26 protein-coding genes are annotated in these 22,818 nt (G+C 63.3%); 16 read left to right on the forward strand and 10 right to left on the reverse strand.

All coding sequences use genetic code 11. The features are described from left to right. From LMTR21_RS00005 to dnaQ, 4 genes are read left to right on the forward strand one after another with little or no spacing between them, the layout of a single operon-like run. A complete protein-coding gene (locus tag LMTR21_RS00005; protein WP_057834502.1) occupies positions 1-840 on the forward strand; it encodes a pyruvate, water dikinase regulatory protein in 840 nt (279 codons plus the stop codon). A gap of 10 nt (positions 841-850) precedes the next feature. After that, positions 851-1,459, forward strand: coding sequence for a Maf family protein (locus LMTR21_RS00010; RefSeq protein WP_065755603.1), 609 nt, complete (start codon positions 851-853; stop codon positions 1,457-1,459). Between the two features lie 19 nt (positions 1,460-1,478). Further along, positions 1,479-2,078 carry a dephospho-CoA kinase gene (gene coaE, locus LMTR21_RS00015; RefSeq protein ID WP_065755604.1) on the forward strand — a complete coding sequence of 200 codons (600 nt, stop codon included), beginning with the start codon at positions 1,479-1,481 and terminating at the stop codon, positions 2,076-2,078. Between the two features lie 29 nt (positions 2,079-2,107). Then, positions 2,108-2,809: a DNA polymerase III subunit epsilon gene (gene dnaQ, locus LMTR21_RS00020; protein WP_065755605.1), complete on the forward strand. Its 702-nt coding sequence runs from the start codon at positions 2,108-2,110 to the stop codon at positions 2,807-2,809. Between the two features lie 103 nt (positions 2,810-2,912). Here dnaQ and secB read toward each other — a convergent pair whose 3' ends face one another. Next, positions 2,913-3,401, reverse strand: coding sequence for a protein-export chaperone SecB (gene secB, locus LMTR21_RS00025; RefSeq protein WP_065755606.1), 489 nt, complete (start codon positions 3,399-3,401; stop codon positions 2,913-2,915). Between the two features lie 427 nt (positions 3,402-3,828). On the opposite strand from secB, the gene LMTR21_RS00030 reads away from it, so the two are divergent. From LMTR21_RS00030 to LMTR21_RS00040, 3 genes are read left to right on the forward strand one after another with little or no spacing between them, the layout of a single operon-like run. After that, complete coding sequence (locus tag LMTR21_RS00030) at positions 3,829-4,530, forward strand: Tim44/TimA family putative adaptor protein (protein ID WP_065755619.1); 702 nt, start codon at positions 3,829-3,831, stop codon at positions 4,528-4,530. Continuing rightward, entirely contained in the window at positions 4,508-6,076 is a 1,569-nt protein-coding gene (mltA, locus tag LMTR21_RS00035; RefSeq protein ID WP_065755607.1) for a murein transglycosylase A, read from the forward strand. Before LMTR21_RS00030 ends, mltA begins: the two co-directional genes overlap by 23 nt. After that, the gene (locus LMTR21_RS00040; protein WP_065755608.1) at positions 6,073-6,669 is read left to right on the forward strand and encodes a Smr/MutS family protein; all 597 of its coding nucleotides are present in this window, start codon (positions 6,073-6,075) and stop codon (positions 6,667-6,669) included. The genes mltA and LMTR21_RS00040 overlap by 4 nt, the downstream gene beginning before the upstream one ends. Positions 6,670-6,777: 108 nt before the next feature. Here LMTR21_RS00040 and LMTR21_RS00045 read toward each other — a convergent pair whose 3' ends face one another. The 6 genes from LMTR21_RS00045 to hslV all read right to left on the reverse strand — a co-directional run bounded on the left by LMTR21_RS00045 (position 6,778) and on the right by hslV (position 11,665). Then, positions 6,778-7,899, reverse strand: a complete 1,122-nt coding sequence (locus LMTR21_RS00045; protein WP_065755609.1) for a hypothetical protein — start codon at positions 7,897-7,899, stop codon at positions 6,778-6,780. A gap of 257 nt (positions 7,900-8,156) precedes the next feature. After that, positions 8,157-9,458 (reverse strand): ATP-dependent protease ATPase subunit HslU, encoded by a 1,302-nt coding sequence (gene hslU / locus LMTR21_RS00050; protein ID WP_065755610.1) that lies wholly within the window; start codon positions 9,456-9,458, stop codon positions 8,157-8,159. Between the two features lie 52 nt (positions 9,459-9,510). Further along, a complete protein-coding gene (locus LMTR21_RS00055) occupies positions 9,511-10,122 on the reverse strand; it encodes a DUF2585 domain-containing protein (protein ID WP_065755611.1) in 612 nt (203 codons plus the stop codon). Then, positions 10,119-10,607 carry a GNAT family N-acetyltransferase gene (locus tag LMTR21_RS00060; RefSeq protein WP_065755612.1) on the reverse strand — a complete coding sequence of 163 codons (489 nt, stop codon included), beginning with the start codon at positions 10,605-10,607 and terminating at the stop codon, positions 10,119-10,121. The genes LMTR21_RS00055 and LMTR21_RS00060 overlap by 4 nt, the downstream gene beginning before the upstream one ends. 13 nt (positions 10,608-10,620) lie before the next feature. Continuing rightward, positions 10,621-11,103: a GNAT family N-acetyltransferase gene (locus LMTR21_RS00065; RefSeq protein ID WP_065755613.1), complete on the reverse strand. Its 483-nt coding sequence runs from the start codon at positions 11,101-11,103 to the stop codon at positions 10,621-10,623. Positions 11,104-11,113: 10 nt separating this feature from the next. Beyond that, positions 11,114-11,665 carry an ATP-dependent protease subunit HslV gene (gene hslV / locus LMTR21_RS00070; RefSeq protein ID WP_057862238.1) on the reverse strand — a complete coding sequence of 184 codons (552 nt, stop codon included), beginning with the start codon at positions 11,663-11,665 and terminating at the stop codon, positions 11,114-11,116. A gap of 252 nt (positions 11,666-11,917) precedes the next feature. Here hslV and hisB point away from each other — a divergent pair, with 252 nt between their 5' ends. From hisB to LMTR21_RS00110, 8 genes are all read left to right on the forward strand, one after another. Then, positions 11,918-12,511 carry an imidazoleglycerol-phosphate dehydratase HisB gene (hisB, locus tag LMTR21_RS00075; RefSeq protein WP_065755614.1) on the forward strand — a complete coding sequence of 198 codons (594 nt, stop codon included), beginning with the start codon at positions 11,918-11,920 and terminating at the stop codon, positions 12,509-12,511. A 38-nt stretch (positions 12,512-12,549) separates the two neighbouring features. After that, positions 12,550-13,083 carry a DUF2628 domain-containing protein gene (locus LMTR21_RS00080; RefSeq protein WP_065755615.1) on the forward strand — a complete coding sequence of 178 codons (534 nt, stop codon included), beginning with the start codon at positions 12,550-12,552 and terminating at the stop codon, positions 13,081-13,083. Then, entirely contained in the window at positions 13,080-13,730 is a 651-nt protein-coding gene (hisH, locus tag LMTR21_RS00085; protein WP_065755616.1) for an imidazole glycerol phosphate synthase subunit HisH, read from the forward strand. Before LMTR21_RS00080 ends, hisH begins: the two co-directional genes overlap by 4 nt. After that, entirely contained in the window at positions 13,718-14,479 is a 762-nt protein-coding gene (gene hisA, locus LMTR21_RS00090) for a 1-(5-phosphoribosyl)-5-[(5-phosphoribosylamino)methylideneamino]imidazole-4-carboxamide isomerase (RefSeq protein ID WP_187399289.1), read from the forward strand. The genes hisH and hisA overlap by 13 nt, the downstream gene beginning before the upstream one ends. Positions 14,480-14,569: 90 nt before the next feature. Further along, on the forward strand, positions 14,570-15,346 hold the full coding sequence (hisF, locus tag LMTR21_RS00095; RefSeq protein WP_065755617.1) for an imidazole glycerol phosphate synthase subunit HisF: 777 nt from the start codon (positions 14,570-14,572) through the stop codon (positions 15,344-15,346). Positions 15,347-15,429: 83 nt separating this feature from the next. After that, positions 15,430-15,753, forward strand: a complete 324-nt coding sequence (locus LMTR21_RS00100; protein ID WP_057862233.1) for a phosphoribosyl-ATP diphosphatase — start codon at positions 15,430-15,432, stop codon at positions 15,751-15,753. A 15-nt stretch (positions 15,754-15,768) separates the two neighbouring features. Continuing rightward, complete coding sequence (coaA, locus tag LMTR21_RS00105; RefSeq protein WP_065755618.1) at positions 15,769-16,725, forward strand: type I pantothenate kinase; 957 nt, start codon at positions 15,769-15,771, stop codon at positions 16,723-16,725. An 83-nt stretch (positions 16,726-16,808) separates the two neighbouring features. Next, positions 16,809-17,969 (forward strand): IS110 family RNA-guided transposase, encoded by a 1,161-nt coding sequence (locus LMTR21_RS00110; RefSeq protein ID WP_148635921.1) that lies wholly within the window; start codon positions 16,809-16,811, stop codon positions 17,967-17,969. Positions 17,970-18,404: 435 nt separating this feature from the next. Here LMTR21_RS00110 and LMTR21_RS00115 read toward each other — a convergent pair whose 3' ends face one another. After that, complete coding sequence (locus LMTR21_RS00115) at positions 18,405-20,639, reverse strand: ATP-binding protein (RefSeq protein ID WP_065754639.1); 2,235 nt, start codon at positions 20,637-20,639, stop codon at positions 18,405-18,407. A gap of 201 nt (positions 20,640-20,840) precedes the next feature. Beyond that, positions 20,841-21,308 (reverse strand): hypothetical protein, encoded by a 468-nt coding sequence (locus LMTR21_RS00120; protein WP_065754640.1) that lies wholly within the window; start codon positions 21,306-21,308, stop codon positions 20,841-20,843. Between the two features lie 399 nt (positions 21,309-21,707). Between LMTR21_RS00120 and LMTR21_RS00125 the strand changes: the two genes are divergently transcribed. Beyond that, positions 21,708-22,058 carry a hypothetical protein gene (locus LMTR21_RS00125; protein ID WP_065754641.1) on the forward strand — a complete coding sequence of 117 codons (351 nt, stop codon included), beginning with the start codon at positions 21,708-21,710 and terminating at the stop codon, positions 22,056-22,058. Positions 22,059-22,114: 56 nt separating this feature from the next. Here the strand turns inward: LMTR21_RS00125 and LMTR21_RS00130 are convergent, their stop codons facing one another. Next, entirely contained in the window at positions 22,115-22,813 is a 699-nt protein-coding gene (locus LMTR21_RS00130; RefSeq protein WP_065754642.1) for a cytochrome c3 family protein, read from the reverse strand. Between the last annotated feature and the right edge of the window lie 5 nt (positions 22,814-22,818).

Below are 22,818 nucleotides of genomic sequence, written 5' to 3' on the forward strand. Positions count from 1 at the left end.
GTGCCCACGACCGGCAACTATTTTCATCTTCATCTGGTCTCGGATTCGACCGGCGAGACGCTGATCACGGTGGCGCGCGCGGTCGCTGCGCAGTACGCGAACGTGACGGCGGTCGAACATGTCTATCCGCTGGTGCGCAGTCAGAAGCAGCTCGACCGCGTGCTCGACGAGATCGAGGAGGCGCCGGGCATCGTGCTCTTTACGCTGCTGGAAAAAGATCTGGTCGGCCGGCTGGAAGCCAAATGCAGGGACATCAATATCCCGAGCCTCTCTATCATTGGGCCGGTGATGCAATTGTTCGAAGCGTATCTCGGTGCGGCAACGACGGGCAGGGTAGGGGCCCAGCACGTTCTGAACGCGGAATATTTCAAGCGCATCGATGCCTTGAACTACACGATGATGCATGACGACGGGCAGCACGTCGAAGGCCTGGAGGAGGCCGACGTGGTGCTGGTCGGCGTGTCCCGCACCTCGAAGACGCCGACCTCGATCTATCTCGCCAACCGCGGCGTCCGTACCGCGAATGTGCCGCTGGTGCCGGGCATTCCGCTGCCGCACCAGCTTGAGACATTGAAGAAGCCATTGGTTGTCAGCCTGCATGCCACACCGGAGCGGCTGATCCAGGTCCGGCAAAATCGTCTGCTGAGCATGGGCGCCGATACGCCCAACGATGATTACATCGATCGTCAGTCCGTGGCCGATGAAGTCGCCTATGCCCGGAAGCTGAGCGCCAAATTCAGTTGGGCGCAGCTGGACGTCACGCGACGCTCGATCGAGGAGACTGCCGCCGCAGTGCTGAAGTTGTTCACCGATCGACAGCGACAGCGGCTGCCGGAATGAAGCTGATGCGATGACCATCTGGCGCGAAAAAGATCTGCTGATTCTCGCTTCGCAAAGCCGTGCACGGCAAACTTTGCTCGCGAACGCCGGCATTCCCTTCAAGGCCGTTCCGGCTGATATCGACGAGCGCGCGCTTCAGAGCAATTCCGGCCTTTCATCGCCTGGCGAAATCGCGGGTCTGCTGGCGCGCGAAAAGGCGCAGTTCGTGTCATCAAAAAATCCCGGCCGCCATGTCGTCGGCGCCGATCAGACCCTGGCTTTGGGAAGCCGGCTGTTCAGCAAGCCGACCGGCCGCGCACAGGCGGCGGATCAATTGCGCCTGCTTGCCGGCCAGACGCATGAACTGCACTCCGCCGTTGCGGCTGCCCGCGACGGCAAGATAGGGTTTTGCGATGTCAGCGTTGCCAGAATGACGATGCGGCATTTGAGCGACAGCGAGATCGAAAACTATCTTGATCAGGCGGGCGAGGCGGTCACGACCAGCGTCGGCGCCTATCAGCTCGAAGGTCTGGGCGTGCATCTGTTCGAACGGATCGAGGGCGATCATTTCACCATTCTCGGCCTGCCGCTGTTGCCGCTGCTGGCATTCCTGCGCGGCGAGGGCCTGCTTAATGTCTAGAACGGAAACGGCGATCTGAATGCGTATTCTCGGACTGACCGGCTCGATCGGGATGGGAAAATCCACCACCGCAAAGCTGTTCGTCGAGGCGGGCGTGCCGGTTTACGACGCTGATGCCGCCGTTCACAAAATCTATGAAGGCGAGGCGGCGCCGGCGATCGAGGCGGCATTTCCCGGCACGACGGTCGACGGCAAGGTCGATCGCGCCAAATTGTCCGCCAAGGTGGTGCATAACCCCGCCGCCATCAAGCAGCTCGAGGGAATCGTTCACCCGATGCTCGGCGCGTCCCGCAAGAAATTCCTCGACGACGCCGAACGCTCCGGCGCGTCGGTCGTGGTGATGGACATCCCGTTACTGTTCGAAACCGGCGGCGAGAAACGCGTCGATGCCGTGGTTGTGGTCTCGACCGATGCGGCGACCCAGCGCGAACGAATTTTGGCACGCGGCACCATGACGTCAGAGGCGCTCGACGCCATTCTGGCGCGGCAATTGCCCGATGCCGAAAAGCGCAAGCGGGCGGATTTCGTGGTGGATACCTCGCACGGACTGGACCCGGTGCGGACCGCCATTCGCGACATTCTGGCCGAGGTCGTTAAGATGCCGCAACGGCGAGCCTGATTCGCCGCGAACTGCGGTTGCTTAGATCCATGCGTGAAATCGTTCTCGATACCGAAACCACAGGCCTCGACCCGCTGCGCGGCGATCGGCTGGTCGAGATCGGCTGCATCGAAATCTTCAACCGCATGCCGACGGGGCAGACGTTTCATCGCTACATCAATCCCGAGCGCGACATGCCGGCCGAAGCATTCGATGTGCACGGCCTGTCCACCGAGTTCCTCGCCAGCAAGCCGCTGTTCACCGAGGTGGTCGAAGAGTTCCTGGAATTCATCGGCGATGCGCCGCTGGTGATTCACAACGCCTCTTTCGACATCAGCTTCATCAATGCCGAACTCGACCGCATCAAGCGGCAGCCGATCTTGCGGGAGCGGCTGGTCGATACGCTGCTGCTGGCGCGCCGCAAACATCCGGGTGTGTCGAATCGGCTGGACGATCTCTGCTCGCGCTATTCGATCGACAATTCCCGCCGTACCAAGCACGGCGCGTTGCTGGACGCTGAACTGCTGGCCGAGGTCTATATCGACCTGATCGGGGCGCGGCAGTCGCAACTGATCCTGGCGTCGGAAACCCGCGTCACGATCACCAGCGGAGCAGGCGACACGCCACGCCGGCAGCGCGACGTGCCGCTGGCGCCGCGAATCACCGACGCGGACCGCGAGGTCCATCGCGCCTTTGTCGCCACCTTGGGCGACAAGCCGATCTGGAACGATTTTCTGCTGGCCGCCGGCTAATTCAGGCGACCATCTCGCATCCCCGAGCGCCGCAAAGCAGGGCTTACCCTACTTTGCATGGGGTTGTTTTCGCAATTTTGTTTTGCGCGCCGTCTTTGCCCGGTCAGCTCGGCTTTGCGCCGGAAGCGGCCTGTGCCGCAGCCTGCCGTTCCATGTTCTGACGGTACAGGCCGACGAAATCGACGGGATCGAGCATCAGGGGCGGGAAGCCGCCATCGCGCACGGCGGTTGCGATGATCTCGCGCGCGAACGGGAACAACAGCCGCGGGCATTCGATCATGACCAGCGGATGAAGCTGTTCCTGCGGAACGTTGACGATGCGGAACACGCCTGCATAGGCGAGTTCGAAGCTGAACATCACCTTGCCGCCATTTTCAGCCTTGCCCTCGATCGAGAGCGTCACTTCGAACTCGTTCTGCGCGAGATTGTTCGCCCCGACGTTGATCTGGATGTTGATCGCCGGCTGCTGCTGTTGCGGCGCGAGCGAGGAGGGCGCGTTCGGATTCTCGAACGACAGGTCCTTGGTGTATTGGGCCAGCACATTGAGCTGGGGAGGGGCCTGCTCGGAAGGCGCGCCGTTGCCGTTGGTCATGAAAATCTCTCCTGAAGCGCTTCGCGAGCGCGGCCCGGGTTCGTCTGAATGCGTTTTCCGGGCGAGTGGCTATCATAGCCCCGGCTCGTTCCACAAGGACGACGGTCCGGCGGTGGAGCTGCCCGACGGCCAATTTGTGGCGGATATGCCTAATACCTCTCCACCGGAGGGCCAATACGCAACCTAAATTATTGAATATGCGTGATTTCCTGATGCGATCGGGTTTCCCCTCGCGGCCAAAACGCGCTACAATTGACCCGCGCCAAAACGCGCCATTGGCCGGGCTTAGTTTCATGCCTACATGCAGCAGTCTCAATCGATGATGTAATCTCCCGTTCCCAGGGAAAACTCGCAAGAGAACCTTTCATCAGGGAACGCTCGACCGCCGGGCCCGTTGCCGGCGCTAGAACCAGAAAGCGAAGACGACGTGGATATCTACACCATCATTTTCCTGGCGCTGGCGGTCTTTATCTTCCTGCGCCTGCGCAGCGTCCTCGGCCAGCGCACCGGGAGCGAGCGGCCCTATGACCGGGCCGCGCCCAATGTCGCGCAACGGACGCAGGACAATAATAACGTCGTTCCGATGCCGGGCACCGTCATTGACCAGGCACCGATGGCGCCGAACGCCGATGTCGCTCCGGCCGATCGCTGGAAGGACATTGCCGAGCCGGGCACGCCGCTCGCCGCAGGTCTTGACGGTATCGCCGCCCAGGACTCCGCGTTCGATCCAAAACACTTCCTCTCCGGCGCCCGCAGCGCCTACGAGATGATCGTGCTGGCCTTCGCCAATGGCGACCGCCGCGCGCTGAAGGATCTCTTGTCCAGCGAGGTCTATGAGAGCTTCGAGGCTGTGATCAAGGATCGCGAGAAGCACGAGCAGAAGACCGAAACGCGGTTTGTCTCGATCGACAAGGCCGAGCTGGTGAGCGCGGAAGCCCGCGACCGCGCAGCGCAGCTGACGGTTCGCTTCGTGTCGCAGATGATCTCGGTCACCCGCGACAAGACCGGCGCCATCGTCGATGGCAACCCCGATAAGGTCGCCGATATCACCGATGTCTGGACATTCGCCCGCGACACGAGCTCTCGCGATCCGAACTGGAAGCTGGTTGGCACCGGAAGCGCGGGCTAATTCGCCGGGCCTTGCGAGGCTCGCGTTTGGCGTGATCGCTTTGGCGTGGTTGCTGGCTCCGGCGGATGTCGCAGCCGCGCGTCATGCGCGTTCGCAAAAGCCGTCGCAGCCGGCGCCACCCGTCCGTCACCTGCCATATCCGGAGCTTGAACTCCCGTTTCAGATCAACGGCGGCCAGTATGCGCCCGTCGCCTGGTCACAGATCGCGGGCTGGAGCGAGGATGATCATCTTGCGGCCTACAAGGCATTTCGGGTCAGCTGCAGGCCGATAGCGGCGCAGCAAAAGCCGCCTGCCGATCCGAAGGCACTCGGCACCTCGCTGCGCGATCCCTGCCGTGTCGCCAAGGGTCTCGAACTATCAGACGGTGTGAAGGCCAAGGCGTTTTTCGAAGAGCACTTTGTTCCCGTGCGCATTTCGCGGCTTGGCGAAGGCGAGGGTTTTGTCACCGGTTATTACGAACCCATCGTCGATGGCTCACGGACGGAGAACGAGGTCTACAAGGTGCCGGTCTATCGCCGGCCGTCGAACCTGTTCGTCCGCGGCACCACGCAGGGTTCGGTCGGCTTGCCCAACAAAGGCCAGGTGTTCCGCAAGATCGGCCGTCGCAAGCTCGTGCCTTACTACAATCGTGCCGAGATCGAGGATGGAGCGATTGCCGACCGCGGCCTCGAAATTTGTTTTCTGAAGGAACAGACCGACCTGCTGTTCTCGCAGATCCAGGGTTCGGCGCGGGTCAGCCTCGACGACGGCTCCACCCTTCGCATCAATTACGACGCCCATAATGGCTATCCCTATACGGCGGTCGGCCGCATCCTGATCGAGCGCAACATCATCCCCAAGGATCAGATGTCGATGCAGAAGATTCGGGAGTGGATGGAGCAGAATCCCAATGAGGCCGACGAGCTGCGGCGGCAGAACAAGTCCTACGTCTTTTTCCGCGAGGTGCAGCTTTCCGACAAGGACGAGGCGGTCGGCGCCCAGGGCGTACCGCTGACGCCGGGCCGGTCGATCGCGGTCGACAAGGCGCTGCACGTCTATGGCACGCCGTTCTTCATCGAAGGTGAGCTGCCGATCGAATCGGAGCTTTCAAAGACGCCGTTCCGCCGATTGATGATCGCGCAGGACACCGGCTCCGCCATCGTCGGTCCCGCGCGCGCCGACCTTTATTTTGGCGCCGGTTTCGATGCCGGCAAGGTTGCCGGCCGCCTCCGTCACAATGCGCGCTTTGTGATGCTGGTGCCGAAGGGCCTCGATCCCGGCGCGCTCGGCCGCAAGATGCCGGTGCCCGACCCGCGGCCGTCCGAGCAGATTGCGAAGCTGTTTCCGCAAACCGATCCGTCGAAGAATCCTGCGAAGCCGCCGCCGGACGTTACCGCCGCAACCAGCGCCAAGCCTGCGGCCCCGCCGCCCGGAGCCGCGCCTTCGCAAGCGCCGGCGGTCCAGGCTGCGGTGGCAACGCCGGTACCGCTTCCCGAGCCGCGGCCGAAAGTTGAAGCAGTTTCACCACAGCCGCGTCACCTGCGCCGATATCGCCACCGTCGATGAAGCGCCGTTCTTCCAGCCTGATACCCGAACTGCCGGAGCCAGCACGACGCAAGCGCGGCCTGAGCGAGGAGGAGCGCGCGCTCTGGGAGAGCGTCGCCAAGCAGGTCAAGCCGCTGCGCAAGCGCCACCGCGTCGCGAAGCCGTCGGTTGCGTCAACCGAAGCCAATAGCAAAATCACGCCGAAACCCGCCGCTACGCCAAAGCATGTCGCGCCGGCACGGATCGTTCTGCCTTCAAAGCCGGAGCCGCCGCCGCTGGCGCCGATCGGCCGCCGCGAGCGATCGCACCTGTCGCGCGGCCGCAAGGAGATCGATGCAAGGCTCGATTTGCATGGCATGACGCAGACGCGAGCGCATCGTGCGCTGCTCGGCTTCCTGCAACGCGCCCATCATGACGGGCTGACCTTCGTGCTGATCATCACCGGCAAGGGCAAGATGGGCGCAGAATCCGAACGCGGCGTGCTGCGCCGCCAGGTGCCGCAGTGGCTCGGCCTGCCGGAATTCCGCTCGCTGGTGGTCGGCTTCGAGGAAGCTCATATCGGCCATGGCGGCGAGGGCGCCTTGTACGTCCGGGTGCGGCGGGCGCGATTCTAGAGCGTGATGACTTTTCTTCGAATCGTCATCCCGCTCTATCTCTTTGATTGGAGCATGATCTTCTCGGAAAACCGAGTACCCACTTTTCCGGACCATGCTCTAGATCTTTCAGAATGGCCGCACGATCCCGACACGCGGGATCAGTGTCGCGACCCAGCCGCGCGCCAGCGTCTTCCGATCCTCGGCCGATATCGGTTGCGCCGCTTTCGCAGGCAGCATTTTTACCGCGTGGAGGATCAGGAACAGGCACACCGCCCAGCTCGAAATCCACCTGGAATAGTCGAACACGATCGCGAACATGATGAGGTAGCCGAGCGTGATCACGACAATTACCGCGCGGACGATGCGACGATGCGCGTCAACGGAAAGCGCGTCGATCAGCCGATCAAAGTATTGCCAGAGCGGCGCGTGCAGCCAGATCAAAAACGCGAATACCGGAATGCCGAGAAGATTGTGCGGCAGGCGCTGCCATGTATCCAGAATTTCCTTCGTGAGCGGCTGATACCAGATATAGCCAAAGCTCAGCAGGTCCGCTCGCGACGGATCCGCCATCCGACCTTGCAGATACGCGACGAACTCCGTCTCCGGCACCGCCATCGTGCCGTAGAATTGTGCCGCAATGAAAAGCGCGCCAACGGCGGCGAGTGATGCGAGTCCGACGGCAATGCTCAGCCGACTTGCGCTTTGCATCAGGTAGTAGCGCAGCACCACGATGGCGGCGATGGTCGGCACATACATCAAGAGATGAATGTGGTGGATCAGGATAAGGGTGGCCGAGAGCAGCGCCGCGAGCAGCACATAGGCAAGCGAGCGGGCTGGTATCAACAGCAGGCAGATCGCGAACAGGCAGCCATAGATGTCGAAATGCCCGAGCGTATGCATGAAATTCTTCAGGAAGAACGGCGAGCCCGCCATGAAGATGAACAGCGGAAAATGCTTCTCATCAAAATCGAACGTCTTCCGGAAGAGCTGAACGAACAGTCCGGCCGTGGCCAGCCAGACCGCGCCGCCGAGCCCGAACACCAGCCACACCGGCACCTTCGCCGTAAACAGCGCGACGATCGCGCCGATCAGCGCGCGCTTGGCGAAGCCGAAATGATAATCGGCCAGCAGATGGATGTAGGGGACGTAGGGCGGCAGCGAGATCTTGTGCAGGAATACCCCGAAGAGCACGGCGGCATTGATGGCAAGCATCAAGCGCCACGGCTTTTCCCGGATACGCAGGTTCATTAGTCGCCCAGCCCCTCGTCCCTGGCTGGTGCGCAATTGCGCACGGGCGCAGGGCCCCCATAACCATCGGCAGTGGTCGCAAACGGAATATCGGCCTCAGCCGAAGCCCACAATAGACTCCTATGGCTATGACAATGTAGCCCGGATGGAGCGAGGCGTAATCCGTATAATCACCGTCCCCTATTCCGCGGAACTGTCATCGGGCGCGCGTTCGCGCGACCCGTTGGCTCCATCCGGGCTACGGCGTTGGTCCTCGGCTACAAGATAAACCGGCTCAGATCCGAGTTCTTGGCGAGATCGCCGATGTGTTTCTGCACATATTCGGCGTCGACCTTGATGGTCTCGCCATGGCGATCCGGCGCGGCGAAGGAAATCTCGTCGAGCACGCGCTCCATCACCGTCTGCAGCCGGCGCGCGCCGATGTTCTCGACCGTCGAATTGACGGCGACGGCGATGTCCGCCAGCGCATCGATGGCGTCGTCGGTGATATCAAGCGTGACGCCTTCCGTCTGCATCAGCGCGACATATTGCTTGATCAGCGACGCCTCCGGCTCGGTTAGGATACGGCGCATGTCGTCGCGGCTCAACGCCTCCAGCTCGACGCGGATCGGCAGGCGGCCCTGCAACTCCGGCAGCAGGTCCGAAGGCTTTGCGATGTGGAACGCGCCCGAGGCGATGAACAGGATGTGGTCGGTCTTGACCGCGCCGTGCTTGGTCGTGACGGTCGTGCCTTCGATCAGCGGCAGCAGATCGCGCTGCACGCCCTCGCGCGAGACGTCGCCGCCGAGCCGGTTCTCGCGCACGCAGATCTTGTCGATCTCGTCGAGGAATACGATGCCGTTGTTTTCCACGGCGGCAATTGCTTCCAGCACGAGCTGGTCGTTATCGAGCAGCTTGTCGGACTCTTCGTTGACGAGAATCTCATGCGAGCCTTCCACCGTCAGCCGGCGGGTCTTGGTTCGCCCGCCCAGTTTGCCGAAGATATCGCCGATCGAAATCGCGCCCATCTGCGCGCCCGGCATGCCCGGGATTTCGAACATCGGCATGCCGCCGGAGGATTGCGTCTCGATCTCAATTTCCTTGTCGTTGAGCTCGCCAGCGCGCAGCTTCTTGCGGAAGGAATCGCGGGTGGCGGGACTTGAGGCCGGCCCGACCAGTGCATCCAGTACGCGTTCTTCGGCGGCGAGCTGCGCGCGGGCCTGCACGTCCTTGCGCTTGCGCTCGCGCACCTGAATGATCGCGACCTCGACGAGATCGCGGATGATCTGCTCGACGTCGCGGCCGACATAGCCGACCTCGGTGAATTTTGTCGCCTCGACCTTGAGGAACGGCGCACCGGCGAGTTTCGCCAGCCGTCGCGCGATCTCGGTCTTGCCGACGCCGGTCGGCCCGATCATCAGGATGTTTTTCGGCAGCACCTCTTCGCGCAAATTGCCGGTGAGCTGCAGCCGCCGCCAGCGGTTGCGGAGCGCGATCGAGACCGCGCGCTTGGCGTCGCCCTGGCCGACAATGAAGCGGTCGAGTTCGGAGACGATTTCACGGGGAGAAAAGTCGGTCATGTGTCCTAGGTAGGCGTCCAATGTTGCGAGAACAAGCCGCAGGTGGGGCAGATCAGATGATCGGTGGCCCACTTTGCCATAGCTTGATCGCCTCGAAGGGATGAATCAGCATGATGATGTTGAGCGTCAGATTGTCGCGAATGTGCAGCGCCATCACCAGCTCGGACAGCAGCGCCAGCGCCATGGTGACGGCTACCGGCAGCCTTTTTGCCAGCAGGAATCCGCCGATCATCGCGAGTGAATCGGAGATCGAGTTGACGATGGTGTCGCCGAAGTAATCCAGCGAGATCGTTGCGGCGCGGTAGCGGTTGATGATCCAGTCGGAATTCTCGACCAGTTCCCAGCCGCCTTCGACCAGCATGGCAAGGATCAGGCGTCCCTGCCAGGCAAGGCGAGGGAACGCGAGGAAGGCCGCGCCATAGAACAGGATGCCGTGCAGGATGTGCGACAGCGTGTACCAGTCGGCGATGTGCTGGGAGTTTTCCGAACTCTGCACCACGCCGTGCCAGAGTTTGACATAACCGCAGGCGCAGATCGGCAACCGTCCCATCCCGTACAGGATGGCGGCCTGGGCTGCGAGGATGGCGATGGCGATCGACAGCCATTGCCAGCCTGAAAGGGTGCGGAGGAAGGGTACCTTGTCGATGCTGCTGGTCGAGGTCATGCGTTGCGGACCATCAATAAAGCCGGGCCATCAGGTGTATCGACCATCCCGACTTTTTCAAAGCCCGCTTTCTCGTAGGCCCGCAGGGCCCTTGTATTGGCCGGATCGGGATCGGTGACGATGCGCGGCGCGCCCTTGCTCAGGCGCTCGTCGACAAAGGCGCGAATGAATGCCGAACCGTGTCCGCGCCCGACCATGCCGGGCTCGCCAATGAACTGGTCGATACCGCGGGTGCCTTTCGGGTGCCGGCCAAAACCTGAATTCCACGCGGTCAGGTCGTAGCACTGCAGATAGGCGAAATCGCTACCTCCGGCCGAGACGATGAACTGATCCATCGCCGGTTCGTTCAAATCGCCGCTGACCAGGTCGTACTGTTCGGACGGATCGCCCCACCATTGCACGACATGCGGCTCGGCCAGCCAGCGCCGGACCAGCGGCAGATCGGCTGATGTCATCGAACGAAACCGATAGGATTTATCCAACATCGCCTGCCTTGTATCACGCATCGCGCATCATCAGCAGCGCCGGACCATCGGGCGTGACCACTTCGCACACGCGACGGCAGCCGGCCTTCTCATAGGCCCTGATCGCACGCGAATTGGTCGGACTCGGATCAATCACGATCCGCGGTACGCCCTTCTTCATCAACCGTTCAATGAAAGAGCGGATGAAAGCCGATCCGTGACCGAGCGCAAGTTTATCGGCTTCGCCGATAAACTGGTCGATTCCCCTTGTGCCGTTAGGCTGCGGTCCAAGGCCGCTGTGCCATTCGCCGATCTGATAGCATTGCAGATAGCCGAGAGGACGACCATCCAGCGTGACAATGAACTGCGCTACGTCGGGATGGTCGAGGTCGCCGCTGACGAACTCAAAGGTCTCCGGATCATGCCACCATTCGGCGACATGCGGTTGCGCCAGCCAGTGCCGGACTAGTGGGAGGTCGGCGGCCGTCATCGGGCGGAAGGTATATTCCGATGCCATGGGCGCGTCCTCAGAGCGTTTCGATCGTGACGTTCCGGTTGGTGTAGACGCAGATGTCGGCCGCGATATCGAGCGCGCGGCGCACGATGGTCTCGGCGTCCTTGTCGGTCTCGACCAGGGCGCGGGCGGCAGCCAGCGCGTAATTGCCGCCGGAGCCGATCGCCATCACGCCCGCTTCCGGCTCCAGCACGTCGCCGGTTCCGGTCAGGACCAGCGAGACGTCCTTGTCGGCAACGATCATCATCGCCTCCAGCCGGCGCAGGTAGCGGTCGGTCCGCCAGTCCTTGGCGAGTTCGACGGCCGCCCGGGTCAATTGCCCCGGATACTGCTCGAGCTTGCTTTCCAGCCGTTCGAACAGGGTGAAGGCGTCGGCGGTCGCCCCGGCAAAGCCGCCGATCACGTCGCCCTTGCCGATTTTCCGGACCTTTTTGGCGTTGGCCTTGATGACCGTCTGGCCGATCGAGACCTGGCCGTCGCCGCCGATTACCACCTTGCCGCCCTTGCGGACCGTCAAAATCGTGGTGCCGTGCCAGATCGGCAGGTTGCTTTCAGATGCTTGCATGGATTGTCCTCGTTCCCGTCAGATTTAGGGGCTGGCGGGGAGGGTTACAATCGCGGCATTTGTAGCGTTTTCGAGCGAAGTGGGGACCGGTTCGCGTAAAGAAAACGCGTCAGAACAAAATGGGCCGTGATTCCGGTCACCATAGGCCGAAGTTCGGTCCTGTAAGCGTCATCCCGCAGTAGCGAAGGTGACATCGGCCTGTTAAAAGGGCGGCGTTTTCGGCCCCCAAACGGCCCAAGGGAAGCAGTTTTCATGCGCACAGCGTCCATCAAGCGCAAGACCAAGGAAACCGACATCGAGGTCGCGGTGAACCTCGACGGATCAGGCGTGTCCAAGGTTTCGACCGGGATCGGCTTTTTCGACCATATGCTCGATCTGCTGGCCCGGCATTCCCGCATCGACATCACCGTGAAGGCCGATGGCGACCTCCATGTCGACCACCACCACACGACCGAGGACGTCGGCATCGCGCTCGGGCAGGCCGTGAAACAGGCGCTCGGCACCATGGCGGGCATCACCCGCTATGCCTCGATCCACATGCCGATGGACGAGACGCTGTCGCGCGTCGTGATCGACATTTCCGGCCGGCCGGTGCTGGTGTTCAAGGTCGATTTTCCGCGCGACAAGGTCGGCGAGTTCGACACCGAGCTGGTGCGCGAATGGTTCAACGCCTTCACCATCAACGCCGGCGTGACTTTGCACGTCGAGACCTTATATGGCGAGAACAGCCATCATATCGCCGAATCCTGTTTCAAGGGTCTGGCGAGGGCGCTTCGTGCCGCGGTTGCGATCGATCCGCGCAACGCCGGCGAGGTGCCTTCCACCAAGGGTCAGCTCGGCGGCTGATTTCTTGTTCGCGTTTTCGTTCGCGGCGGAGAGGTTCGATGCCGGTCTACACAGTGCATGCTCCCGTAGCCAACGGCGCCGATCTTTCGGCGACCGACAAGTTCGTCTTCGTCCGTGATGGCTTCCATTTCTGGGCGGCAGTTGCGGGCGTGGTCTGGCTGCTCTGGCATCGGCTGTGGCTGGCGTTGATCGGCTGGATTGTCCTGCTGGTTGCCGTGCACTTCGGAATGTCGGCGCTCGGCGCAAGCCGCGGTACGATCTTCGTCGTCGACGTCCTGCTTTCCATCCTGATGGGCCTCGAGGCCGCCAGCCTGCGGCGCTGGACGTTGTCGCGGCGCAAATGGCGCCAGCTCGACATCGTGGTTGCCGAGGATGAGGAGACGGCCGAACACCGCTTCTTCGAACGCTGGACCGGGCGGCAGCGCGGCCCGATCAACGACCAGTGGTCGGTCGATCGCGGCGGACCGCCACCGACCCGCAACATTCCCGGCCAGTCATTCTCCAAACCGCCACCGCCATTGCCGCAGGGCGGCATCATCGGCCTGTTTCCGGAGCCGGGAGGGCCGCGATGACCGTTGCGATCGTCGATTACGGCTCGGGCAATCTTCACTCGGCGGCGAAGGCGTTTGAGCGCGCCGCGCGGAGCATGGAAGAGCCGCAGAAGGTCGTGGTGACGCGCGATCCGGACGCGGTGTTTCGCGCCGACCGTATCGTGCTGCCCGGCGTCGGCGCCTTTGCCGATTGTCGCCGCGGCCTCGACGCCGTGGACGGCATGCTGGAAGCGATGACCGAAGCGGTGCGCGTCAAGGCGCGGCCGTTCTTCGGCATCTGCGTCGGCATGCAGTTGATGGCAACCCGCGGCAAGGAGCATGTCACGACCGACGGCTTCAACTGGATCGCGGGCGACGTCGAGAAGATTTCACCGCGCGAGGAAAACCTGAAAATCCCGCACATGGGCTGGAATACGCTCGACATGGTCCGCGAGCATCCGGTGCTGGAGCGTCTGCCGCTCGGGCCGAAGGGTCGCCATGCTTATTTCGTGCACTCCTATCACCTCAACGCTTCCAACGAGGCGGATGTGCTGGCGCGCGCTGATTACGGCGGGCCGGTGACGGCGATGGTCGGCAAGGACACCGCCATCGGCACGCAGTTTCACCCCGAGAAGAGCCAGCGTTTTGGATTGGCTCTGATCTCGAATTTCCTGAAGTGGAAGCCGTGATTCTCTTTCCCGCCGTCGACCTGAAAAACGGCCAGTGCGTGCGCCTCGAACAGGGCGACATGGCGCGCGCCACCGTGTTCAACCTCGATCCCGCGGCGCAGGCGCGCTCATTTGCCGAACAGGGATTCGAATATCTCCATGTCGTCGATCTCGACGGCGCCTTTGCCGGCAAGCCGATGAATGCGCTCGCGGTCGAGGCGATGCTGAAGGCCGTCACCATGCCGGTGCAGCTTGGCGGCGGCATTCGCGATCTCAAGACCGTGGAAGCCTGGCTCGACAAGGGCATCGCCCGCGTCATCATCGGCACCGCAGCAGTGCGCGATCCCGAGCTGGTGAAGAGCGCCGCGAAAAAATTCCCCGGCCGCGTCGCCGTCGGGCTCGATGCGCGCGACGGCAAGGTCGCGGTCGAAGGCTGGGCCGAGACCTCGCAGGTGACCGCGCTCGAAATCGCGCAGCGGTTTGAGGACGCCGGCGTCGCCGCGATCATCTTCACGGACATCGCCCGCGACGGCCTGCTGAAGGGCCTCAACCTCGATGCGACGATTGCGCTGGCCGACCGTATCTCGATCCCCGTGATCGCCTCCGGCGGTTTTGCATCCATCGAGGACGTCAAGGCGCTGCTGGAGCCGCGCGCGAAAAAGCTTGCCGGCGCCATTGCCGGCCGCGCGTTGTATGACGGCCGGCTCGATCCAGCCGCAGCGCTGACGCTGATCCGCAACGCGCGCGCCGCGACGAAGAGCCATGGTTAGAACTATGGCTCTTCCTCTTTTTTGTTTTGACGCGTTTTCTTCAAGCGAACCGGTACCCACTTCGCTTGAAAACGTTTTGGGAGATTTGCGATGTTCAAGGTTCGCGTGATCCCCTGTCTCGATGTGAAAGATGGAAGGGTGGTCAAGGGCGTCAATTTCGTCGACCTGCGCGACGCCGGCGATCCGGTCGAGGCGGCGATCGCGTATGACGCCGCAGGCGCCGACGAATTGTGTTTCCTCGACATCACCGCCACCCACGAAAACCGCGGCACCATGCTTGATGTCGTGAGGCGGACGGCGGAGGCATGCTTCATGCCGGTGACGGTCGGCGGCGGGGTGCGCACCATCGAGGACATCAAGACGCTCCTGCGCTTCGGCGCCGACAAGGTCTCGATCAATTCGGCCGCCGTCTCGAACCGCGAATTCGTCAAGCAGGCAGCCGAAAAATTCGGCGAGCAGTGCATCGTGGTCGCGATCGACGCCAAGCGGGTCAAGCGCGGCGGCGGCTCGGACCGCTGGGAGATCTTCACCCATGGCGGCCGCAACTCCACCGGGATCGACGCCATCGAATACGCCCAGGAAGTGGTATCGCTCGGCGCCGGCGAAATCCTTCTGACCTCGATGGACCGCGACGGCACACGGCAGGGGTTCGACCTGCCGCTGACGCAGGCCATCGCCGACAGTGTCCCCGTACCGGTCATTGCGTCCGGCGGCGTCGGCAATCTCGACCACCTCGTCGATGGCATCCGCGAGGGCCACGCCACCGCGGTGCTGGCCGCCTCGATATTCCACTTCGGCGAATTTACCATACGCCAAGCCAAGGAGCACATGGTCCGCGCCGGCCTGCCAATGCGGCTCGATCCCTGACGACTCCCTGTCACAAAAGTGCTAAGTCCCTGTTCGGGACGGCGCCGCGGCCTTGGGCCGGGCGAGAGTGTTGAGTTCGGTTGATGTCGCGTTTCACGATCCACGATCTGGCCGCCACCATCGATGCACGGGCCGCATCGGGAGGGGAGGCGTCGTATACCCGCAAACTGCTCGACAAGGGTGCGGAGCACTGCGCCAAGAAGCTCGGCGAGGAGGCGGTCGAGACCGTGATTGCGGCGATCGAGAACGATCGCGGCCACCTGATCGCCGAGAGCGCCGATCTCGTATTTCACCTGTTGGTGCTTCTGAAGTCGCGTGGCGTGACGCTCGAGGAGGTCGAGGCCGCGCTGGCGCAGCGGACCTCGATGTCCGGGCTTGAGGAGAAGGCGTCGCGCAAGCGCGACTGACCGAGAGGACAGCTGATGGATATTCGGGCTCCCGACCAGCAGTACAACCCTTACCGCATCTTCACGCGCGAGCAGTGGGCGCGGCTGCGCGACGACACGCCGATGACGCTGGAGCCGGGCGAGTTCGAGCGGCTGCGTTCGATGCACGACCGCCTCGACATGCAGGAGGTCGAGGACATCTACCTGCCGCTGTCGCGCCTGTTGTCGATCTATGTCGACGCCACCGATCGGCTCTACCGGGCGCAGCGCCAGTTCCTCGACATCCGCGACCGCAAGGTGCCCTATATCATCGGCGTTGCCGGTTCGGTGGCGGTCGGCAAATCGACCACCGCGCGCGTGCTGCAGGCGCTGCTGGCGCGCTGGTCGCCGCGGCCCAAGGTCCAGATGGTGACGACCGACGGTTTCCTGTTTCCCAATGCCGTGCTCGAGCGGCAGGGGCTGATGCAGAAAAAGGGCTTTCCCGAGAGTTACGACCTGCCGACGCTGCTGGCGTTCCTCTCCGACATCAAGGCCGGGCGGCGGCCGGTGCGGGCGCCGGTCTATTCGCATCTGGTCTACGACATCGTGCCGAACCAGTGGATCGAGGTCGACCGTCCCGACATCCTGATCGTCGAGGGTGTCAACGTGCTGCAGACCGGACGCTTGCCGCGCGATGGCAAGGCGGTGCCTGTCGTCTCCGACTTTTTCGATTTCTCCGTCTATATCGATGCCGAGGAGCCGGTGCTGCGCGAATGGTATGTGCGGCGCTTCCTGGCGCTCAGGGACACCGCGTTCACCGATCCGAAATCGTACTTCCACCGCTATGCGGTGCTCTCGGACGAGGAGGCGACGGCGACCGCGATCGCGATCTGGGAGCGCACCAACCTCGCCAATCTCGAGGACAATATTTTGCCGACCCGTCCGCGGGCGACGCTGATCCTGAAAAAGCGCGCCGATCATCTGGTCGAGACGGTGGCGCTGCGGCGGCTGTAATTTTTCGTAGATTCCATGAGGCGGTGAGCGTGGCCTTTCCGATAAGGTTTGGGTTTCCACACTCGAACCCCTCGGAGAGTCAGATGCAAGCATCCACCGTAGCCACGCCCACCGCCGGCCATATTGGCACAATTTTCGTTGCAATCGAACTGAGCCAGCGGAGCTGGCGGGTCGCGCTGCACAGCCCGGACAAGGACAAGATATCGCACCACAAGCTGGAGGGTGGCGATCATGCCGAGCTGTTGGCGTTGGTGGGTCGGGTTCGGGAGCGGGCGGCTCGAGCGCTGGGAGGCGTTCCGGCGGTGGCGAGCTGCTACGAGGCGGGCTACGACGGGTTCTGGCTGCACCGGCTGCTGCTGGCGGCCGGCATCACGAACTACGTGTTTGATCCCGCCAGCATTGCGGTGGACCAGCGGGCGCGGCGGGTGAAGACCGACCGGATCGATGGCGAGCGGATGCTGCGCACGCTGATGGCGTATCTGCGCGGCGAGCCGCGGGTGGTGCGGATCGTCCGGGTGCCTGCAGCCGAACAGGAGGACGCGCGCCGCGGCAGCCGCGAACGCGACCGGCTGATCAAGGAGCAAACCGCTCACACCAACCGGATCAAGGCACTGCTGCGGCTGCGGGGCATGGCGGTCGGGAACCCGCGGCGGCGCGACTGGCTGAGCTGGCTGGCAACGCAGCGGGATTGGCAAGGCCAGGCGGTGCCGCCGCGGATGCTGAGCGAGATCCGACACGAGCACGCGCGGCTGATGCTGGTGCGCGATCGGCTCGATGCGCTCGCGCAGGAGGCGGCCGCAGCGGAGCCAATGCCTGCGGAAGCCGAGATGACCCGGCGCAGCGAACTGCTGCGCCGGCTCAAATGTCTCGGCCCGGCGTTCGCGACGACGCTGACCAGCGAGGTGTTCTACAAGGACTTCCGCAATCGCCGCGAGGTCGGGAGCTATTTCGGGCTGACGCCCAGTCCGTGGCGGAGCGGCGGCATCGACCGCGACCAGGGCATCAGCAAGGCGGGCAATCCGCGCGCCCGCTGTGCCGCGATCGAACTGGCCTGGCTGTGGCTGCGGCATCAGCCGGACAGCAAGCTGACCCTGGAGTACCGCAAGCGCACGCTCGATGCCGGCAAGCGCATCAAGCGCGTCGCCATCGTCGCCCTGGCGCGCAAGCTGATGGTGGCGCTCTGGCGCTATCTCACGACCGGCCTCGTGCCCGAGGGCGCGGCGCTCAAGGCTGTAAAGATCTAACCACTTCAACGAATGCGTCAGCGTCGCGGCATCTGCCGCGGTCAGCGCGGGATGGATGATGACCGTGCCACCCTTGGGCCAGCAAACAGGCTGTTTCGTAGATGGGTCTCATCCTCGTGGCTTCCTCGCCGCATGCATGCGGAATGTGGGTACGGACAACGGTCCGACCGGATATGAGGTGATGCAGTGAGCAACTGCATAAATCGCCGGAAGCCAGTCCCAGAGCGCACCGACCGCGGCGGCACGCTGCGCTACGCATGGCTCCGCGCGCCGCCGCTCCACCGAACGTAAAAATCACATCCAAGCCCCGCCGGGATGCTTGACTCAAAAGGCCTCATATGAGGGTGGGCAAAGGCGCAACGCGCCGTGCCCACCATCTATCCCAATCGGTGACTGGAATGGTGGGCACGCTTCGCTTTGCCCACCCTACGAATCCTATGCTGCGATATGCCGTGACGTGATCAGGCCGAGGAGCGCCTCGGCGAGCTTTTCGCGGTCGAGCGGCTTGATCAGGAATCCGTCCATGCCGGCTTCGAAGCAGGCGTAACGGTCCTCCACCAGCGTGTTGGCGGTGAGCGCGAGAATCGGCGTCCGGCTTGTCGGCTCGCCGGCCTCGAGGCTGCGAATCCGCTTGGTGGTCTCGATGCCGTCGAGCTGCGGCATCTGGATGTCCATCAGCACGAGATCATAGGGGGTGCCCGCCGATTTCGCCGCCAGCCAGGACTCCAACGCCTCGGCGCCATTGGTGGTGATCATGGCGTGATGGCCGAGCCGGCCGAGCAGCGAGCGGATCAACAGCGCGTTGATCTGATTGTCCTCGGCAACCAGGATCGACAGGCCCTTGGCCGAGGACGCGGCCGGCTGATCGATCGGATCGATCGCGGGATCCAGGCTCGGCGAGTTCACTTCCGGCGCTGCCATCAGGCGGGCCGCGAGTGAGGCGGCGCGCAGCGGCTTGACCAGATAGCCGGTAAAGGCGGAGATCGTGGACGGCTGCAATTCGTGCCGGGTCGCTGGCGTGAACATCACGATGCGCTGAGTGGCGTGAAGGCGCGCGGCTTCACCGAGCCGCTGGATGTCGGAGAGTCCCAGCGCGTGGTCGATCAGCACGGCGTGCCAGGCGCGCTCGGGCAGCAGGGCTTCCGCGACATCGGTGTCCGACACCATGCAGGTCTGACCGCCCCAGCGCTGCAGCCGCCGCGCGGCCAGCGAGGCCTCGATGTTCTGCGGCGACACCAGCATGATCGACTGGCCGTTGAGATCCGGCGCGGCGAACGAGATTTGTTCGGCGGCCGCGGCGGCAAGCGGAATCGAGACTTCGAATGTCGAGCCGGTGCCGGGCTGACTCTCCAGCGTGATGCGGCCGCCCATGCGCTTGACGATGCGATCGGAGATGCTGAGGCCAAGGCCGGTGCCGCCATAGCTGCGCGCAATCTTGTCGTCGGCCTGCTCGAACTCGCGGAAGATCCGCTCGCGCGCCTCGGGCTCGATGCCGATGCCGGTGTCGCGCACCAGGAAGCTGATTTCATTGGGCCAGATGCCGGGCTCGACGATCAGGGCGACGCCGCCGGTCGAGGTGAACTTTATGGCATTGCCGGCGAGATTGAGCAGCACCTGACGCAGCCGCGCCGCGTCGCCGACCACCTCGCTCGGCAGCCGCTCATCGACATAGGCGGCCATCTCGATTTTCTTGGCCTCCGCGCGCGGCGCCAGCAATTCGGTGATGTCCTCGATCAGGCTGGATAGCGCGAACGGACGATGGTCGAGATCGATCTTGCCGGCTTCGATCTTGGAATAGTCCAGCAGTTCCTCGATCAGCGACAGCAGCGCGTCGCCGGAGGTCTTCACCGCCTTGACATAGGTCGTCTGTTCCGGCGTCAGCGGCGTATCCATCAACAGGCCGCTCATGCCGATGATGCCGTTGAGCGGCGTGCGGATCTCGTGGCTCGCCATGGCAAGGAAGCGCGATTTGGCGCGGCTCGCGGCATCGGCCTGGTCGCGGGCTTCGGTCAGCGCGCGTTCGCTCTCGGTGCGGTCGGTGACGTCGCGGCCGACGCTCTGCATTTCCGCACGCTCGCCGGCGTCGTTGCGGACCAGACCCTCGCGCCACGCGATCCAGCGCGGGCCGAGCGGGCCTTCGATTTGTTGGTCGTGAACGCGGGTGCCGTTCGGCTCCAGCGCGGTGTCGCCCTGTTCGAGAACTCTGAGCGCGAAGCGGCTGCCGATCAGCGCGGCGCGCGGCATTTGCGCGAGCTCGCAATAGGCGTCGTTGGCATAGGTGATGCGGCTTTCGGCATCGCGCAGCACGATCAGGTCGCCCTGTGCTTCGAACAGGCGGCGGGCGCGCTGCTCGGCTTCCTGCAATTCCCAGTTCCGGTCGGCGAGTGCTTCATTATGAAGCGCGATCTTGCGCATCCTCTTGCGCAGCAGCCGCAGCCGGAAGCTCGAGGCCGCGAGCGCGACGCAGGCGAGCGCGAACAGGAAGGCGACGCCGATCGCAAAGGAGTGCGGGTCGTAGCCGGAATTTTCCGTCCTGGCCCCGGCGATGAAGCCATAGGCGGCGCCGAACACGACCGAGAAGATCATGAAAGAGCGAAGCGCGAAGGTGAGCCAGGGATGGCGGCGGCCGAAGCGGCGAAAGCGAAGTTTGATCCGGAATGTCCGCCCCATCGCCAATGACCCTGAGCTTGCTGCTTGAACTGAACCGGCTCGTTGCGCCGTATGCCTTAGACAGACGATGCGTCGCCGACGTTGCAAAGTGCTTGAGGTGCTCAGCGCGGAACCGCCGCGATGAGAACAGGGTGAATCAAACCTTAACCGAGCATGGTCCGGACCCGGAGGGCCGCGTTCCGGGAAGACCATGCTCCAGACTTAAAGCGACGCCGCCTGGATGCGGTGGCGCTCGCCGCGGGCGCCGACGATCAGGGCGGCGGCATCGAGCAGCGAAAAGGTCTTCGAGGACACGAAGATGCTGTAGTCGGCCGGCCCGTCCCGGGAGAGATAGATCACGGGATCGGAGCCGGAGGGTTTTCGGGAAATCGCGACCAGCCGCGGCGGCGTATTGCTCTCGCAGGCGCCGGCCTCGGCCGTATCGATGTCGTCGATTACGGCGAAGTCGGCCGCTTCGGCGCTGTCGGAGATCTGGACCCGAACCGTCGCGCGGGCCGGATCGCTGGTGAAGCTGACGTGGTGGTGCGCCTCCCAGGAGAGGGCGGCGATCTGGACGGAAGTGCCCGCGATTTCGATGCAGGGCCGCGGACCGCCCAAAAACTCGGTCCGCGCGAACAGGGCGACAATCGCCAGCGGAACCACGGAGACCAGGACTTTCAAACGCAACATGACACGCTACCCACTCGCCATAAGCCCGCGACACGCGCCTTATGGTTGGCAGAGGGTAAAGGAAACTAGTTACCGCGAAGTTGACACCGGTTGTTTTCTGCGGCGGCGGCATCCTGATCGCGAGCGGGGCAGCTGCATAGTCAAGTGTCATCCCCGCGCATGCGCGGATCCAGCACGCTGCGGCTTCTCGGCTCAATCATTGACGTCTCTGGAATACTGGATCACCCGCATGCGCGGGTGACGACAACGGAACATGCATCCGCGATCTCGCGGTTTGCTGCAGTTGCTGCATAAAATTGCCCTTGTAGGCATGGCAAATCAGCTTGCGGTTCACGGACACGACGCAAGCAAGTTTGCCAACGGCGCGCGTCCACAGATTGACCAAGGAAGGGTTGCGTCATGCGAAAATTTTTGGGGCTCGCCGTCACGATTGTCTGCGCCACCATCTCCACCGCAGATTCCGCGTCGGCCAAGAAGATGAAGCACGTGCTCGAGGCGAAGATGGCCTGCACCAAGGCCCCATCCGATCTGACCATCGGGCCAAAATTCCTGTCGCATGTGAAACGCATGTGCGAGGGCAAGACGGAGTGCAGCGTCGGGCCAGGTGAGTTGTTCGCGGCTGATGACATGGAGCGCTGGGGATGCAACAAGGGATTCTTCGTTCTCATCAGCTGCGGCGGCGGTGACAAGCAGCAGTATCCTTCCGACAACGTGAAACAGAAGATCGACGTGTTTTGCGACGCGCCGTAAAGCGGGCCTGGTCTCGCCGAACTCCGATGCCGAGTTTCGTCGAACGCCGCCTTGCGCTAGGGCCGTTCGGCGGCAGTCGTTGCGGCAAGGTAGCGTGCCAGTTCGCCGCGTGGATCCTCGCGAAAACTCTGGCGATCCCGCTGTTCGGGCGGCGCCCGCCAGCCCGGCTCGACGCCGGTCATGTCGGGCAGTTCATGCGCGATACCCTTGTGGCAATCGATGCAGGTCTTCTCGCCCGTGACGAGAAACTTGCCGTGGATGTCAGCGGCGCGCCGTGTCTGCTTGGTGAAGTCCATCGCGGCCGAGGAATGGCAGTTGCGGCATTCCAGGGAGTCATTGGCCTTCAATCTCGCCCATTCGTGCTTGGCGAGCTCGAGCCGGTGATCCTGAAACTTCTGCCTGGTGTCGATCGTCCCGAAGATCTTGCCCCAGACCTCCTTGGACGCCTGCATCTTGCGGGCGATCTTGTCGGTCCAGTCGTGCGGCACGTGGCAGTCGGGACAGGTGGCGCGGACGCCGGAACGGTTGGAGAAGTGGGGCGTGTGCTGCAACTCCTGGAAGACGTTGTCGTGCATCTCGTGGCAGGAGGTGCAGAACTTCTCGGTGTTGGTGACTTCGAGCGCGGTATTGAAGGCGCCCCAGAACAGCACGCCGCAGATGAAGCCGCCGAGCGCGAGAAAGCCCAGGCTGAGATGCGTGCTGGGGCGACTGGCGATGCGCCAGAACCAGGTCAGCAGTTCCTTGAGCCGCTTCATCGCCC

This window comes from Bradyrhizobium paxllaeri (genome assembly GCF_001693515.2).
GTDB classification, from domain to species: domain Bacteria; phylum Pseudomonadota; class Alphaproteobacteria; order Rhizobiales; family Xanthobacteraceae; genus Bradyrhizobium; species Bradyrhizobium paxllaeri.

What these genes read in the sequence shown, in the direction of transcription:
- LMTR21_RS00080 (WP_065755615.1), top strand. Translation starts at nt 12,550, where the DNA reads ATGCCGGTCTACACAGTGCATGCTCCCGTAGCCAACGGCGCCGATCTT.
- coaE (WP_065755604.1), top strand. Translation starts at nt 1,479, where the DNA reads ATGCGTATTCTCGGACTGACCGGCTCGATCGGGATGGGAAAATCCACC.
- LMTR21_RS00055 (WP_065755611.1), bottom strand. Translation starts at nt 10,122, where the DNA reads ATGACCTCGACCAGCAGCATCGACAAGGTACCCTTCCTCCGCACCCTT.
- LMTR21_RS00060 (WP_065755612.1), bottom strand. Translation starts at nt 10,607, where the DNA reads ATGTTGGATAAATCCTATCGGTTTCGTTCGATGACATCAGCCGATCTG.
- hisH (WP_065755616.1), top strand. Translation starts at nt 13,080, where the DNA reads ATGACCGTTGCGATCGTCGATTACGGCTCGGGCAATCTTCACTCGGCG.
- LMTR21_RS00040 (WP_065755608.1), top strand. Translation starts at nt 6,073, where the DNA reads ATGAAGCGCCGTTCTTCCAGCCTGATACCCGAACTGCCGGAGCCAGCA.
- LMTR21_RS00010 (WP_065755603.1), top strand. Translation starts at nt 851, where the DNA reads ATGACCATCTGGCGCGAAAAAGATCTGCTGATTCTCGCTTCGCAAAGC.
- hslV (WP_057862238.1), bottom strand. Translation starts at nt 11,665, where the DNA reads ATGCAAGCATCTGAAAGCAACCTGCCGATCTGGCACGGCACCACGATT.
- dnaQ (WP_065755605.1), top strand. Translation starts at nt 2,108, where the DNA reads ATGCGTGAAATCGTTCTCGATACCGAAACCACAGGCCTCGACCCGCTG.
- LMTR21_RS00120 (WP_065754640.1), bottom strand. Translation starts at nt 21,308, where the DNA reads ATGTTGCGTTTGAAAGTCCTGGTCTCCGTGGTTCCGCTGGCGATTGTC.
- hisB (WP_065755614.1), top strand. Translation starts at nt 11,918, where the DNA reads ATGCGCACAGCGTCCATCAAGCGCAAGACCAAGGAAACCGACATCGAG.
- LMTR21_RS00130 (WP_065754642.1), bottom strand. Translation starts at nt 22,813, where the DNA reads ATGAAGCGGCTCAAGGAACTGCTGACCTGGTTCTGGCGCATCGCCAGT.
- LMTR21_RS00065 (WP_065755613.1), bottom strand. Translation starts at nt 11,103, where the DNA reads ATGGCATCGGAATATACCTTCCGCCCGATGACGGCCGCCGACCTCCCA.
- coaA (WP_065755618.1), top strand. Translation starts at nt 15,769, where the DNA reads ATGGATATTCGGGCTCCCGACCAGCAGTACAACCCTTACCGCATCTTC.
- LMTR21_RS00125 (WP_065754641.1), top strand. Translation starts at nt 21,708, where the DNA reads ATGCGAAAATTTTTGGGGCTCGCCGTCACGATTGTCTGCGCCACCATC.
- hslU (WP_065755610.1), bottom strand. Translation starts at nt 9,458, where the DNA reads ATGACCGACTTTTCTCCCCGTGAAATCGTCTCCGAACTCGACCGCTTC.
- LMTR21_RS00115 (WP_065754639.1), bottom strand. Translation starts at nt 20,639, where the DNA reads ATGGGGCGGACATTCCGGATCAAACTTCGCTTTCGCCGCTTCGGCCGC.
- secB (WP_065755606.1), bottom strand. Translation starts at nt 3,401, where the DNA reads ATGACCAACGGCAACGGCGCGCCTTCCGAGCAGGCCCCTCCCCAGCTC.
- LMTR21_RS00110 (WP_148635921.1), top strand. Translation starts at nt 16,809, where the DNA reads ATGCAAGCATCCACCGTAGCCACGCCCACCGCCGGCCATATTGGCACA.
- LMTR21_RS00100 (WP_057862233.1), top strand. Translation starts at nt 15,430, where the DNA reads ATGTCGCGTTTCACGATCCACGATCTGGCCGCCACCATCGATGCACGG.
- LMTR21_RS00045 (WP_065755609.1), bottom strand. Translation starts at nt 7,899, where the DNA reads ATGAACCTGCGTATCCGGGAAAAGCCGTGGCGCTTGATGCTTGCCATC.
- hisF (WP_065755617.1), top strand. Translation starts at nt 14,570, where the DNA reads ATGTTCAAGGTTCGCGTGATCCCCTGTCTCGATGTGAAAGATGGAAGG.